The following is a 14,434-nucleotide window of genomic DNA, read 5'->3' on the forward strand; positions in this document are numbered from 1 at the left end:
GAGTCGGAGATTTGGGGGTGAATGCCCGAAATGACCGCACGTACACGCCCGGGGAACGGGAGCCGACTGGGGGCATGTCCGCCTAATGTCCTACGATCTCCGCCATGAGCACCGCAGCCATCCCGGGCGCGCCACTGCCCGTACGCACTCCAGGCTCCCGTGCGCGGGGGCGCCACCGCCGTCCCGAGCGCCCGGAGGTCCCGACCGGGGCCCCCGCCCTGGTGCTCGCCGTTCCGGCCACGGCCGGGCCCGACACGCGGCCCGTCGTCGACGAGCTGCTCTCCGTCGTGCGCGGCGAACAGCCGGGCATCGAGGCCGCCGCCGCCTATCTGCCGGCCTTCGACGGCAGCGACTCCCCCGAGACCCCGACGGTCGCCGGGCTGCTCGCCCAGGCCGCCGAGGCCGGGCTGCCCGCGCCCGTCCTGGTGCCGCTGCTGGCCGGCCCGCACGGCTTCCTGGCCGACCTCCACAAGCTGGCCGCCGAATCCGGCGCGGTCGTCACCGACGTGCTCGGCCCGCACCCGCTGCTCGCCGAGGCCGTGCACGTGCGCCTCTCCGAGGCCGGGCTCGCCCGCGCCGACCGGGCCCGGCTGTTCGCCATCGCCACGGCCGCCGACGGCGTCGTGCTGACCACCGCCGGCGGCGAGGAGGCCGCCGCGGCGGCCGGGATCACCGGCGTGCTGCTGGCCGCCCGCCTCGCGGTGCCCGTGGTGGCCGCCGCACTGGACGTGCCCGGCTCCGTCGCCGCCGCCGTCGACCACCTGCGGGCCACCGGCTCCCAGCGCCCGGCCCTGGCCCCGCTGGTGATCGGCCCCGAGGTCGACCCCGAGCTGCTCGCCACGGCCGCCGAGGAGACCGGCTGCCCGAGCGCCGCGCCGATCGGCACCTACCAGGCCGTCGGTCAGCTGATCGCCTCCACGTACCTGGCCGCCGTTCAGCTGCCGCCGGGCGAGGAGGCCCCCCAGGCCGAGGAGCGCCCGGCCGGCTGACCGGCAGCGCCGCCGCTCCGCCCGATCAACCCGATCAACCCGAAGGGGCCCCGCGAGGGGCCCCTTTCGCATGCCCCAGGGGGTCTCCGGCAGGGCAGGACCTTCGGCCCTGGTAACGATTCGGCTCACGCCCTTCGGCCGACGGACGACGCGATGCGGCGCGGGCGACGGCATCGGACCCGCCATCAGGCGCCGGGCCTGAGGGGGCGCCATCTTTCGCCCCTCGTACGGGTCCTGACGGTCGGCGCCCAGGGCGGTCCAGGCGGACACGAACTGACGGCTCGTGAAGAGTTCGGAAATGATCTGTGACGGCCGTCACACTGTTTGCAGATTCAACTTAACTCTGCCTAATGTCCTCCCGTTCGTGGTCACACGGACCCAACTCATCCGGGACGCCGAGTCCTGCCGCCGGACGAGCTGGCAGCGAATAGCGCACCACGGCAGGGGCGGGGGAACCAGGTAAGTCGCCCGGAGCGGTCCTCGGACCGCCACCGGGCTTGGGGTGAAGCCGTGCACTTGCACGGCCGGGCAACTCCAGCCCGAATCCGACAGCTCACCTCGCAGGCGTGGGAGAGGAACGCACCTTCATGCTGCCCATCAATGCCACCAAGCGTGCTCGCCGTCTGATCGCCGCAACCGGCGTCGTCGGCATCGGTCTCACCATCCCCTGCCTGACCGCCGGTGCCGCTTCGGCCGCCGACGTTTCCACCTGGGACAAGGTCGCCCAGTGCGAGAGCACCGGCGACTGGAGCATCAACACCGGCAACGGCTTCTACGGCGGCCTGCAGTTCACCTCCAGCACCTGGGCCGCCTACGGCGGCACCCAGTACGCCGCCCAGGCCAACCAGGCCACCAAGGCGCAGCAGATCGCCACCGCCGAGAAGGTGCTCGCGGACCAGGGCCCCGGCGCCTGGCCCGTCTGCTCCGTCAAGGCCGGCCTGACCAAGGGCGGCGCCGCCGCCCAGGTCGACACCTCGTCCTCCTCGGCGAAGCCCGCCGCCAAGCAGGCCGCCCCCAAGCAGGCCGCACCTCAGCAGTCCGTCCCGAAGCAGTGGAACCACGGGGACTCCGGCAACGGCCGGGGCAACTGGGGCAACGAGCAGGCCGCCGCCGCGACCCCCGCCGCCGCGTCCTACACCGTGGCCGAGGGCGACTGGCTCTCCACCATCGCGCAGAAGAACCACGTCGAGGGCGGCTGGCAGAAGCTGTACGACCTCAACAAGGCCGTCCTGACCGAGGGCCCCGACGTGATCTACCCGGGCCAGCAGCTGGCCCTGGGTGGCAACGTCGCCGTCGCCACCCCGAAGCAGGCCCCGGCGCAGGCTCCGCAGCAGCAGACCGCCCCGAAGTCGAACACCCGCACCACCTCGGCCAAGCGCAGCGCGGCCCCGGCCGCCCAGGCGCAGACCCAGGCCCCGGCCGCGACCGGCAGCAAGGCCGCCGCGATCGCGTTCGCCGAGTCCAAGCTCGGCCAGGCGTACGTCTACGGTGGCACCAGCGACGGTGGCTGGGACTGCTCGGGTCTGACCCAGGCCGCGTTCCGCCAGGCCGGCATCTCCCTGCCGCGGGTCGCCGCGGACCAGGCCGACGCCTCCACCCGCGTCTCGTTGGACAACCTGCAGCCGGGCGACCTGCTCTTCTGGTCGAACAACGGCAGCAACTCGGGCGTCTACCACGTCGCCCTGTACGTCGGTGACGGCCAGTACGTCGAGGCCGCCAACCCGCGTGCGGGCGTGAAGACCGAGTCCATCAGCAACTGGGCCCCGGACTTCGCCGGTCGCGTCTGATCGCATCTGATCCGTCGCCGCCGCGACGGCAGAAGGGCCTGCCCCCGGAGAACTGGTCGTCTCCGGGGGCAGGCCCTTGTCCACGTCCGGTCCGGCGGGGCATGCTGGGCCCCCGTAACAGCTTCAGGGGGAGATCCGCCATGGCCCAGGTGACCGTCACGCTCGATGCCGACATCGCGATCGAGGCGATGCTGCTGGCGGGTACGAAGAGCCCGCAGGACGCGGTCGAGCTGATCGTCCGTGACTTCCTCGCCCGGGGTCACCGCACCGAGGCCCGGACCGGTGACGCCGCCGACGGGCAGCGGGTCACGAACCCGAAGCCCATCGTCCAGGAGGGCTGAGCCGCACAGGGCGCAGCTGACGCCCGTACGGACGCCGAAGGCCGGCCCGTTGCTCAGGTGAGCAGGGCCGGCCCGTTACGGCGAGAGTCCGTCGACTAGCTCCGCGGGTTGGCGCCCGTGGAGCCCCGCATGACGAGTTCCGGTTGGAACATGAACTCCGCGCGCTGGCCGGGGTTGCCGCTGACCTCCTCCAGGAGGGCGTCGACGGCGGCAGTGGCCATCGCCTCGACCGGCTGGCGGATGGTGGTGAGCGGGGGCTCGGTGAACGCTATGAGCGGCGAGTCGTCGAAGCCGACGACGGAGATGTCCTGGGGTACGGAGAGCCCGCGTTGGCGGACGGCCCGGATCGCCCCCAGCGCCATCATGTCGGAGCCGCAGACGATCGCCGTGCAGCCCTTGTCGAGCAGGGCTCCGGCGGCGGCGTGGCCGCCCTCGACGCTGAACAGGGTGTGGTGGACGAGGCTCTCGGCCTCCTCCGGTGTCCGGTGCAGCAGCTCCTGGACGGCCGCCGTGAAGCCCTCGATCTTGCGCAGCACGGGGACGTACCGGCGCTGGCCGACGGCCAGGCCGATCCGCTCGTGGCCGAGCTCGACCAGGTGCTGGACGGCCATCCACATCGCCGAGCGGTCGTCCGGGGAGATGAACGGCGCGGCGATCTTCTCGCTGTAGCCGTTGATCAGGACGAATGGCACCTGGCGGCCGGTCAGTTTGGCGTACCGGTCGTGGTCGGCGGTGGAGTCCGCGTGCAGGCCGGAGACGAAGACGATGCCCGCGACGCCGCGTTCGACCAGCATCTCCACGAGTTCGTCCTCGGTGGACCCGCCGGGGGTCTGGGTGCATAGCACCGGCGTGAAGCCGTGCCGGCTCAGCACCTGCTCGATCACCTGCGCGAGCGCGGGGAAGATCGGGTTGCTGAGTTCGGGGGTGATCAGGCCGATCAGACCCGCGCTGCGCTGCCGCAACCGGGTGGGGCGCTCGTAGCCGAGCACGTCCAGGGCCGCCAGCACGGTCTGCCGTGTGGTGGCGGAAACGCCTGCTTTTCCGTTGAGGACGCGGCTGACGGTCGCTTCGCTGACCCCCGCCTGCGCCGCGATGTCCGAGAGTCGCGCCGTAGTCACGATCCCAGAGCCTATTGCACCCATGTCAGACCGCCCACCAGATGGTGCTGTCGGCCGCGAGAACCGTCTCCCCCTCCACCGCGACAGCCTCGGCGGAGGAGAGCAGGATACGGCCCGGGGCGGGCATCCGGACGGGCTCGGTGCCGGTGTTCGCGGTACAGACGAAGGACGTGCCGTCGGCGGCCTCGCGGCGGAAGGCGAGCACGCCCTCGGGGGCGTCCAGCCAGGTCACGTCCGTCCCGGCGCCGAGCGCGGGGTGCTCCCGACGGATCGTCAGGGCGCTGCGGTAGAGCTCCAGGGTGGAGGTCGGGTCGCCGGTCTGGCTCTCGACGCTCAGCTCGGCCCACTCGGCGGGCTGCGGCAGCCAGCTCGGGCCGCCCGCGACCGGGCCGAAGCCGTACGGCGCCTCGGTGCCGGACCACGGGATCGGCACCCGGCAGCCGTCGCGGAAGCCGTCCTGGCCGGCCTGGCGGAAGAAGGACGGGTCCTGGCGGACCTCGTCGGGCAGGTCCGTGACGTCGGGCAGGCCGAGCTCCTCGCCCTGGTAGACGTAGGCCGAGCCGGGCAGGGCGAGCATCAGCAGGCTGGCGGCGCGGGCGCGGCGCAGGCCGAGCTCGCGGTCGCCGGCGGTGCGGATCTGGGTGCCGCCGGGCGGGTTGGCGAAGCGGGTGGCGTGCCGGGTGACGTCGTGGTTGGAGAGCACCCACGTCGCCGGGGCGTCGACCGGGCGCATCGCGTCCAGCGAGACGTCGATGACCTCGCGCAGCGCGGCGGCGTCCCAGTGGGTGCCCAGGTACTGGAAGTTGAAGGCCTGGTGCAGCTCGTCCGGGCGGACGTAGTTGGCGGTGCGCTGGACGGTCGGGGTCCAGGCCTCGGCGACGCCGATCCGCTGGCCCGGGTACTCGTCCAGGATGGTGCGCCAGGTGCGGTAGATCTCGTGCACGCCGTCCTGGTCGAAGAACGGCATGACGTCGTTGCCGAGCAGCTTGAGCTGGTCGGCGCCGCCGAGGTCGGGCAGGCCGGGGGCCTTGACCATGCCGTGGGCGACGTCGATCCGGAAGCCGTCGACGCCCATGTCCAGCCAGAACCGCAGGATCGAGCGGAACTCGTCGGCGACGGCCGGGCTGTCCCAGTTGAAGTCGGGCTGCTCGGGGGCGAAGAGGTGCAGGTACCAGTCGCCCGGGGTGCCGTCGGGGTCCTCCGAGCGCGTCCAGGCCGGGCCGCCGAAGATGGACTCCCAGTCGTTGGGCGGCAGTTCGCCGGTCTCGCCCTTGCCCGGACGGAAGTGGTAGCGCTCCCGCAGGGCGGAGCCGGGGCCCTCGCGCAGGGCGCGCTGGAACCACTCGTGCTGGTCGGAGGAGTGGTTCGGGACGAGGTCGACGATGATCCGCAGGCCCAGCCCGTGCGCGTCGCGGATCAGCGCGTCGGCGTCCAGCAGGGTGCCGAACATCGGGTCGACCGCGCGGTAGTCGGCGACGTCGTACCCGGCGTCGGCCTGCGGGGAGGCGTAGAACGGGGAGAGCCAGACGGCGTCCACGCCGAGGTCGCGCAGGTACGGCAGACGGCTGCGGATGCCGGGCAGGTCACCCATGCCGTCACCGTTGGAGTCGGCGAAACTGCGCGGGTACACCTGGTAGATGACCGCATCCCGCCACCAACCTCTGGACGCGGCACCGTTCGGAGCGAGCGGCGCGGCGGCGGGCCGGGAGGTGTCGGCCAGGTTCTGGGTCATGGACAGTCATCCCTTGGGGATCAGCGGCAACGGAGTTGCGGGACGGAGCGCGAGGCGGGCGCGGTCAGGACTTCGCGGCGCCGGCCGTGAGGCCGGAGACCAGGTGACGCTGCACCAGGTAGAAGACCAGAGCGGCGGGGACGGCGATCAGTACGGAGGTGGCGGCCATCAGGTTCCACTGGCTCTCGTACTGGCTGACGAAGGTCTGGAGACCGACGGCGAGGGTGTACTTGCCGGAGCTGAGCATGAAGGTCGAGGCGTACGCGAGCTCGGCCCAGGCGGTGAGGAAGGAGTAGAACGCGGCGACCGCCAGGCCGGGCCGGGCGAGCGGGACGATCAGGCGCCAGAAGGTGCCGAACGGGGTGAGCCCGTCGACCCGGCCGGCCTCGTCGATCTCCACCGGGATGGTGTCGAAGTAGCCCTTCAGCAGCCAGGCGCAGTACGGCACGGTGGTGCCCGAGTAGACCATGATCAGGCCGAGGTACCCGTCGAGCAGCTTGAGCTCGGAGAGGATCGTGTACATCGGCACGATCAGCACGGCGATCGGGAACATCTGGGTCACCAGCAGCGTCCACATCAGCTGCTTGTGCCCGGCGAAGCGCATCCGCGAGACGGCGTAGCCGGTGGTGGCGGAGACCAGCACACCGAAGACGGTGGTGCCGCCCGCGACGATCACGGAGTTGCCGAACCAGGTGAAGAAGTCGGTGTGGAACAGCACCTTGGCGTAGTTCGAGAAGGTCGCCTTGTCGAGGATCGCCCCGGGGTGCAGGTAGTCCATCTTGTCCGGGCCGAGCGAGATGTACGCGATGTAGGCGACCGGCAGCAGGGCGACCAGGCTGGCGGTGATCAGCGCGCCGTGCGAGAGCACGGTGGCCAGCGGGCTGCTCTCGCCGCGGCGGCGGGTCTTGACGGGTCGTGCGGTCATCGGGACGACTCCTCGTTCCGGGCCAGCCAGCGGCGGTAGAAGGTGGTGAAGACGATCAGGATGGAGAGCAGCAGCACACCGTAGGTCGCCGACTGGGCGTAGTCCCGGGGCTGCTGGCCGAAGCCGAGGTAGTAGGCCCAGGTGACCAGGATCTGGGTGTCGGGGGCGTTGTTGCCGAACAGCACGTACAGCACGGTGAACTGGTTGAAGGTCCAGATCACGCCGAGCAGCAGCACGGTGCTGCTGACGCTGCGCAGGCTCGGCAGGGTGACGTGCTGGAAGCGCTGCCAGGGGCTGGCGCCGTCCATCTCGGCCGCCTCGTAGAGCTCGGCGGGGATGGACTGGAGGCCGCCGAGCAGCGAGACCATCATGAACGGCACGCCGACCCAGGTGTTGACCAGGATGGCGGCGGTCTTCTGGGCGAACGGGTCGGAGAGCCAGGAGGGCTCGGGCAGGCCGACCGCGCCGAGCAGGGAGTTGACGGCGCCGCCGTCGGCCAGCATCAGCCGCCAGGAGAAGACGGTGACGAAGGTCGGCACGGCCCAGGGCAGGATGAGCAGCATCCGGTAGAGGCCGCGGCCGCGCAGCTTCTGGTTCATCAGCATGGCGAGGCCGAGGCCGATCGCGAAGGTGACGGTGACGCAGGTGACCGTCCACACGACCGTCCAGACGAAGTGCGACCAGAAGCGGTCGTACGAGCCTGGGCCCCAGAGCACGTCGGCGTAGTTGTGCAGGCCGATGAAGTGGTAGCTGGCCGGGATGTGCTTGAGGCCGATCTGCCGCGCCGAGTTGAGGCTGTTGGCGTCGGTCAGCGTCAGGTAGATGCCGTTGACCAGCGGGTAGCCGACCAGCACACCGAGCACGATGACGACCGGCGCGATCATCGCGTAGGCGTACCAGTACTTGCTGTAGGAGAGCTTCAGGCGCTGGACCAGCCCGGCCCGTTGCTCCCGCTCGCGGCTGCGCTCTCCGGGAGCGCCCTGCACGGCGACTGCCATCTGTTGACACCTTCTTCGGTCCGCAGCCTGCCCGGCTGCTGTACGTACCTGACGGCCGTGGGCCGCCCGGCTCCTGAAGGGAACCGGGCGGCCCGGGTGGGGCTTACTTGCCGAAGGCGGGGAGCAGCTTGGCGTAGTCGACGGCGGTGGCGTCGAGACCGGCCTGGGTGCTGGACTGGCCCTGGACGATCTTGCCGAGGTTGGTGCCGATGGAGCCGAACAGCGAGCTGTACTCGGGCAGTTCGGGGCGCGGCTGGGCGGCGGGCAGGATCGCCTGGAAGCCGGCGATGCCCGGGTTGGCCTTGACCTCGGCGGTGTAGGCGTCCGAGCGGGTCGGCAGGGTGGAGTTCTTCAGAGCGAGGAAGGTCTGGCTCTCGGCGGAGGTGAGGAACGCGGCGAGCTTCTCACCGGCGGCCTTGTGGGCGGCGTCCGCTCCGGCGTAGACCGAGACGTTGTGGCCGCCGGTCGGGGCGCCGGCCTTGCCGGTGGAGCCGGCCGGGACGGGCGCGATGCCGAGGTTGGCCTTGTCGGCGAACGCGGCGCCCTTGTAGACGTTGGTGATCTCCCACGGGCCCTGGATGATCGCCGCGACCTTGCCGGTGTTGAAGGCGTCCATCATGTGCGCGTACGAGTCGGTGGTGACGTCGGCCTTGGCGGTGCCGGGCGCGGTGAACATCGACTTGTACGTCTCGACGGCCTTGGCGGCCTCCGGCGAGCTGATGGTGATCTTCTTCGCGGCGGCGTCGACCATGTTGGTGCCCTCGCCGTAGAGGAAGGGCATCGCGTAGTAGCCGTCAGCGGCGCGCATCCAGAAGCCGTCGACCCCGGCCTTGTCCTTGAGCTGGGCGGCGTCGGCCTTCAGCTCGTCCCAGGTCTTGGGGGCCGCGGTGATGCCGGCCTTGGCGAAGAGCGCCTTGTTGTACATCAGGCCGAGGGTGTCGGTGACCAGCGGGACGCCGTACAGCTTGCCGTCGTACTTGGCCTGCTGGATCAGGCTGGCCTGGAAGGCGGAGGTGTCTGCGGCGGCCGGGGTGCCGTCGAGCGGCTCCAGGTAGCCGCCCTTGGCGAATGCGGAGGTCCAGCCGACCTCGGAGCGGAAGACGTCGGGGGCACCGGAGGCGCCCATCGCGGTCTGCAGCTTGTTCTGCGCCTGGTCGAACGGGACGTTGACGAAGTTGACCTTGATGTTCGGGTTGGCGGCCTCGAACTTCTTGACCAGCTCCTGGTAGTTCGGCGCCTCGTTGGTGGCGTTCGACGTGTCCCAGTACGTGATGGTGACCGGGCCGCTGTCGGCCTTGCTGCTGTCCGAGCCGGAGCCGCTGCTACCACAGGCCGCAAGAGAGACCGCGAGGGCCGCAACGAGGGCAGAGGCCGCGATGCCACGCCGCATGAGAACTCCTTGGAAGGTGGGGGTGCCCGAGAGGGGGGTTGGACGGCGCATAATGGCTGTCCCGCTCCGACTGCGCCGTTACCGGCCGTCGGGCTTGGGGAGGAACGTAACAGCGATGGAATCGCTGCGGAAAGTCCTTGCAGCAAGTTTCTGCAAGATCCTGCGATCGTTACGCCCGCGTGTCCTGGGCGTTGCCACTTCGACTACAGCTGGGAACCACGGCCGGAGACCCCAGCCGGGCAGCAGCACGCCCTCGTGCATTTAAAAGGATCCCCGTCCTCTATATTGAGAGCGCGGCCACCGCCGCAGCCTTCCGTTCCCAGCCCTGGAGGAACCCGTGCTCTCCCCCGAGTCGACCACCGTCGTCCGCGCCACCCTGCCCGCCGTCGGCGGAGCACTCGACGAGATCACCGCGCTCTTCTACTCCGGCATGTTCGCCGCTCACCCCGAGCTGGAGCGGGACCTCTTCAACCGCGCCAACCAGGCCGCCGGCGGGCAGCGCAAGGCCCTCGCGGGCGCGATCGCCGCGTACGCCACCATGCTGGTCGACCACCCCGAGGTGCGGCCCGGCGCGATGCTCGCCCGGATCGCCCACAAGCACGTCTCGCTGGGCATCACCGCCGAGCAGTACGGGATCGTCCACACATACCTCTTCGCCGCGATCGTCGAGGTGCTCGGCGAGGCCGTCACCCCCGAGGTCGCGGCCGCCTGGGACGAGGTCTACTGGCTGATGGCGAACGAGCTGATCGCCCTGGAGGCCGAGCTCTACCAGGAGGCCGGGGTCGAGCCGGGCCAGGTCTGGCAGGAGTACACCGTCGTCGCCCGCCGCGAGGAGAGCCGCTCGGCCGTCTCCCTCACCCTGCGGCCCGCCGACGGCAGCCCCTCCCCCGCCTTCACCCCCGGCCAGTACGTCGGCGTCGCCGTCCGCCTCCCCGACGGCGCCCGGCAGATCCGCCAGTACAGCCTCTCCGCCGCCCCCGGCCGGGCCGACCGGCGGATCACCGTGAAGCGCGACGGCGAAGTCTCCACCCTGCTGCACGACACCGTCCGCCCCGGCGACCGGCTCACCCTCTCCCGCCCCTGCGGCGACCTCACCCTCCCCGAGGGTTCCGAGCCCCTGCTGCTCGCCTCCGCCGGGATCGGCTGCACGCCGATGGTCGGCATGCTCGACCACCTCGCGCACAGCGGCTCCGCCCGCGCCGTCACCGTCGTCCACGGCGACCGCTCCCCCGCCGACCACGCCCACGCGGACGAGCTGGCCCTGCTGGTCGACCGCCTCCCCGGCGCAGCCCTGCACCGCTGGTACGAGCAGGACGGCGCAGCCGACCACGGCACCGGCCTGGTCGACCTCACCCGGATCGAGATACCCGAGGGCGTCCGGGCCTACCTGTGCGGGCCGCTGCCCTTCATGCGGGCCGCCCGCGCCCAGCTGCTCGGCCGGGGCGTCCCCAGCCAGGACATCCACTACGAGGTCTTCGGCCCTGACCTCTGGCTCGCGGGGCGCCCGAACTGAGGCGTCAACGCTTCAACGAGATGGTGCAGGTGTGAGGGCCGGTGAAGGGGTGGAGCTTGAGGGCGCCCGGGTCGCCGCTGCGGGTGGCGATGGCGTCGAGGAGGCCCTGGTGGACGGAGCAGACGACCTCGGGGTGGGTGGCGGCGTTCTGCTGGAAGGGGCAGCCGTGCAGCACGATCTCGCGGCCCTCGGGGCGGAGTTCGGGCTCGAAGCCCCAGCGGGTGGCCTCGGCGAGGACCTGGTCGGCGAGGGTGCCCTCGTCGGCCTCCTCGGCGGTGCCCCACTCCCGCCCGGCGCGCTCCGCGCGGGCCGCTCGTTCGCCGCGGTCCGCGCCGTAGCCCCGGGCGAGGACGTCCACCAGGGTGCGGTAGGCGGCGAGTTGCTCCCGCACCGGCACGGCCGCGTACCGCAGCCGGGGCCGCCCGCGCCCGGTGGCGCTCTCGTCCCGGGCAGTCTCGACCAGACCGGCCTCGACCAAGGCGGCGAGGTGGTGCCGCAGCGTGGTGACGTGCTGGCCGAGCAGCTCGGCCAGTTGCTTGACGTCCAGCGGCTCGGCGGCCTCGGTCAGCGCAGCGAGCAGCGCCCTCCGGGCAGGCACGGCGAGCGCCTTGTGCACGCCGGGGTCGCTGGTCTCCATCCGACCAAGTCTAGAAGACCCGTGCCGGTCCTGGTGCCTCGCCAACTCACCCGCCCCCCGCTGTCCGCTACCGGCGGGCCCGCTGATACACCTGTCCCCTCTTCTTGTTCGTTCTGCTGTTCCATCTCGGGGGATTCTCGTGTCATCCATGCGCCGTCGCCGTCAGTTGGCCGCCGCTGTCGTAGTCGCCTCCACCGGTCTGGTGAGTGCGGGTGTGACCTTCCCCGCCGTGGCTGCCGAAGCCACCACGCTGTACGTGGACGACTCCGTCACGGGCTGCTCCGACTCCAGTCCGGGCAGCCAGGCGCAACCGTTCTGCACGATCCAGGCGGGCGTCGACGCGGCCCAGCCGGGCCAGACCGTGCAGGTCGCGTACGGGAAGGGGCGGTACCAGGAGCAGGTCACCGTGCACAGCTCCGGTGCGCCCGGTAAGCCGATCGTCGTGACGGGCGCGCCGGATCGGCGGCCGGACGTGGGCGTCTACGCGAGCGCTGCCAAGCCGGGGAACGCGAGCCCTTTCGTACTCGACCACGTCCACGACGTGACGGTGCGGAACTTCCAGACGAGCAGTCCTGCGGCGGAGGCGTTCCTGGTCAAGGGCTCCTCGGCGGTCACGATCGAGGCCAACGAGATCTCCTGGGCCGGCCGCGGTGGCGGCTGGAGCCAGAACGGGGAGCCCCCGGCCGTCCCGTCCGGGGCCCCCGCCATTCGGCTGACCGGGGCAAGCTCCGGAGTGACGGTCAGCCGGAACATCCTGAGGCTCGGTGTCGCCGAGGGCATCGCCGTCGAGCAGGGGGTGTCCGGCACGGTCGTCACCACCAACGCGTTGATGTACAACCAGCGGCGCGGGATCCGGGTGACGGACGCGCCGGGCACGGTGGTCACCAGCAACACCGTGGTCACCACCGGAGGGGCGGGGATCCTGCTGGAGGGCACGTCCGACCACGCGGTGGTGGAGAACAACGTCCTGGCCCACGAGCACGGGAACGACGGTCCACGGCCGAACCCTGCCGAGCTGTCCGTGGCAGCGGCGTCCGTGGCGGGGACGAAGGTGGCCTACAACTCGATCTACCCGTGGGGCGGCAACGCCTCCTACTCCTGGGCCGGTACCGACTACCAGCAGCCCGCCGACCTGCTGGCCGCCACCGGCCAGGGCGCGCACGACCTCCGCGAGGCCCCTGCGTTCGGCCTGGACGGGTACAACGGCGACACGGTGACACCGACCGCCGCCTCCGGGTCAACCGACTCGGCGGACGCCTCGGCCCCCGGCGAGCTGGACACGGACCTGTTCGGCTCTCGTCGGGTGGATGATCCGCAGGCCGCCGACTCCGGCACGGGCGCCGGGTACTACGACCGTGGTGCGGTGGAGCTCCAGGCCTTCGCTTCCTTCTCTGTGAGCGCCACCCCGAAGAAGGGCCCCTTCCCGCTGCCGGTGACGGTCACGGCGACGGCCAAGCAGAACTGGTCGGACACCACCACCTACACCTACGACTTCGGTGACGGCAGTGCCCCGCTGGTCACCACGGACGCCACGGTGCAGCACGTCTACCAGGCGAAGGGCACCTACGACGTAGCGGTGACGGCACGCGACACGGCCGGGACCGCCCACGTCAAGGCCCAGACCTCCGTGTTGGTCGACGAGCCCGGTGACCTGGTGCCGGCGCTGCAGGAGCACAGAGCCTCCTACAGCCCCCTCGGCTACACCTTCGACATGAGTCAGAGCACCAGCCCCTGGCTCATCACCGACTACAAGTTGGACTACGGGGACGGCACCGTCAATCTCACGCCGCTGGGGGCTGCTGGGACGGACCACAGCTACCAGCGCCCCGGTGACTACACCGTCACCGCGACGCTGAAGGACCAGGGCGGCAGGACGGCGAGCGTCTCGAAGGTGCTCCACGTCAGCTACGGTCGGCTGGGCTTCACACCGATGACGCCGACCCGGGTGCTCGACACCAGGAGGCCGGACACGGGCGGGCACTCCCAGCGGCTGGGCCCAGGCCAGTCGATCACCGTGAACGTGCCGACGGTGCCCGGTCACGGGTACGCGAATGCAGCGGTGCTGAACGTGACGGCGGTCAACCCCACGCAGGGCGGGTACCTGAGCGTCTACCCGGGCGGCACCGACCGTCCGTCGACCTCGAACGTGAACTTCACGGCCGGGCAGACGGTGCCGAACCTGGTGACCGTGCCCACCGGCGCGTTCAACCAGGTCACGGTCTACAACTTCTCGGGCACCACGGACGTGGTGGTGGACCTGATGGGCGTCTACGAGTCGGATGCGGGTGACCGGTTCACGGCGCTGGCGCCGTCGCGGCTGCTGGACACCCGCAAGTCGACCGCGGTCGGCCCCGACGCGAGTACGTCGATCCAGGTGCGGGGCGTCGCGGGGGTGCCGGCGGACGCGAAGGCAGTGGTGCTCAACCTGACGAGTACGGGGTCGAACGCCGGTGGCTACCTGACCGCGTACCCGAGCGGGACGGCGCTGCCCGGGACGTCGAACCTCAACTTCGCTGCGGGGCAGACCGTCGCCAACCAGGTCGTGGTGCCGATCGGTGCGGACGGCAAGGTGTCGGTCTACAACCGGTTCGGCTACACGCACGTGGTGGCGGACGTCTTCGGCTACTACGGTGCTTCGGGTTCGTCGCTGTTCACCCCGGTCGCTCCGAAGCGGCTGGCCGACACCCGCACCGGCGGGCAGGCGGCGCTCGGCACGGGTGCCTTCCTGAAGGTCGACACCGGCCTCCCGGCGGGCGCGACGGGTGCCGTCCTCAACGTCACCAGCACGGCCTCGACGGCGAACGGCTACCTGACGGTCTGGGCGGACGGTGCGGCCAAGCCGGGCACGTCGAACGTGAACTTCCCGGCGGGCAGGACCGTGCCGAACCATGTGACGACGCCGCTGGGCAACAACGGCGCCTTCGACGTCTTCAACTTCTCGGGCTCCTCGCAGGTCGTCGCCGACCTCTTCGGCTACTTCAGCAAGTAGCCGAACGCCCCGGAA

11 protein-coding genes and 1 riboswitch are annotated in these 14,434 nt (G+C 71.1%); of the genes, 5 read left to right on the forward strand and 6 right to left on the reverse strand.

Annotated elements, in window-relative coordinates:
• Window positions 1-104: 104 nt before the first annotated feature.
• The 3 genes from ACR68M_RS02845 (at window position 105) to ACR68M_RS02855 (ending at window position 3,117) form a co-directional block, all read left to right on the forward strand.
• The gene (locus tag ACR68M_RS02845; RefSeq protein ID WP_441248772.1) at window positions 105-989 is read left to right on the forward strand and encodes a hypothetical protein; all 885 of its coding nucleotides are present in this window, start codon (window positions 105-107) and stop codon (window positions 987-989) included.
• A 421-nt stretch (window positions 990-1,410) separates the two neighbouring features.
• Window positions 1,411-1,571: riboswitch (cyclic di-AMP (ydaO/yuaA leader) on the forward strand.
• 5 nt (window positions 1,572-1,576) lie between these two features.
• A complete protein-coding gene (locus ACR68M_RS02850) occupies window positions 1,577-2,776 on the forward strand; it encodes a transglycosylase family protein (protein ID WP_441248773.1) in 1,200 nt (399 codons plus the stop codon).
• A 140-nt stretch (window positions 2,777-2,916) separates the two neighbouring features.
• Complete coding sequence (locus ACR68M_RS02855) at window positions 2,917-3,117, forward strand: hypothetical protein (RefSeq protein ID WP_441248774.1); 201 nt, start codon at window positions 2,917-2,919, stop codon at window positions 3,115-3,117.
• A gap of 95 nt (window positions 3,118-3,212) precedes the next feature.
• On the opposite strand, the gene ACR68M_RS02860 is transcribed toward ACR68M_RS02855, so the two are convergent.
• The 5 genes from ACR68M_RS02860 to ACR68M_RS02880 all read right to left on the reverse strand — a co-directional run bounded on the left by ACR68M_RS02860 (window position 3,213) and on the right by ACR68M_RS02880 (window position 9,280).
• Window positions 3,213-4,259 carry a LacI family DNA-binding transcriptional regulator gene (locus tag ACR68M_RS02860; RefSeq protein WP_441248775.1) on the reverse strand — a complete coding sequence of 349 codons (1,047 nt, stop codon included), beginning with the start codon at window positions 4,257-4,259 and terminating at the stop codon, window positions 3,213-3,215.
• Between the two features lies 1 nt (window position 4,260).
• Window positions 4,261-5,967, reverse strand: coding sequence for a glycoside hydrolase family 13 protein (locus ACR68M_RS02865; RefSeq protein WP_441248776.1), 1,707 nt, complete (start codon window positions 5,965-5,967; stop codon window positions 4,261-4,263).
• Between the two features lie 64 nt (window positions 5,968-6,031).
• Window positions 6,032-6,892 (reverse strand): sugar ABC transporter permease, encoded by an 861-nt coding sequence (locus ACR68M_RS02870; protein WP_441248777.1) that lies wholly within the window; start codon window positions 6,890-6,892, stop codon window positions 6,032-6,034.
• On the reverse strand, window positions 6,889-7,890 hold the full coding sequence (locus ACR68M_RS02875; RefSeq protein ID WP_441248778.1) for a carbohydrate ABC transporter permease: 1,002 nt from the start codon (window positions 7,888-7,890) through the stop codon (window positions 6,889-6,891). The genes ACR68M_RS02870 and ACR68M_RS02875 overlap by 4 nt, the downstream gene beginning before the upstream one ends.
• 103 nt (window positions 7,891-7,993) lie before the next feature.
• Window positions 7,994-9,280 carry an extracellular solute-binding protein gene (locus ACR68M_RS02880; RefSeq protein ID WP_441248779.1) on the reverse strand — a complete coding sequence of 429 codons (1,287 nt, stop codon included), beginning with the start codon at window positions 9,278-9,280 and terminating at the stop codon, window positions 7,994-7,996.
• A gap of 337 nt (window positions 9,281-9,617) precedes the next feature.
• On the opposite strand from ACR68M_RS02880, the gene ACR68M_RS02885 reads away from it, so the two are divergent.
• The gene (locus tag ACR68M_RS02885) at window positions 9,618-10,793 is read left to right on the forward strand and encodes a globin domain-containing protein (protein WP_441248780.1); all 1,176 of its coding nucleotides are present in this window, start codon (window positions 9,618-9,620) and stop codon (window positions 10,791-10,793) included.
• 4 nt (window positions 10,794-10,797) lie between these two features.
• On the opposite strand, the gene ACR68M_RS02890 is transcribed toward ACR68M_RS02885, so the two are convergent.
• The gene (locus tag ACR68M_RS02890) at window positions 10,798-11,430 is read right to left on the reverse strand and encodes a helix-turn-helix transcriptional regulator (protein WP_441248781.1); all 633 of its coding nucleotides are present in this window, start codon (window positions 11,428-11,430) and stop codon (window positions 10,798-10,800) included.
• A 148-nt stretch (window positions 11,431-11,578) separates the two neighbouring features.
• Between ACR68M_RS02890 and ACR68M_RS02895 the strand changes: the two genes are divergently transcribed.
• The gene (locus ACR68M_RS02895) at window positions 11,579-14,419 is read left to right on the forward strand and encodes a PKD domain-containing protein (protein WP_441248782.1); all 2,841 of its coding nucleotides are present in this window, start codon (window positions 11,579-11,581) and stop codon (window positions 14,417-14,419) included.
• Window positions 14,420-14,434: the final 15 nt, after the last annotated feature.

The sequence above is a fragment of the Kitasatospora sp. McL0602 genome, from assembly GCF_052076145.1.
Taxonomy (GTDB): Bacteria; Actinomycetota; Actinomycetes; order Streptomycetales; family Streptomycetaceae; genus Kitasatospora.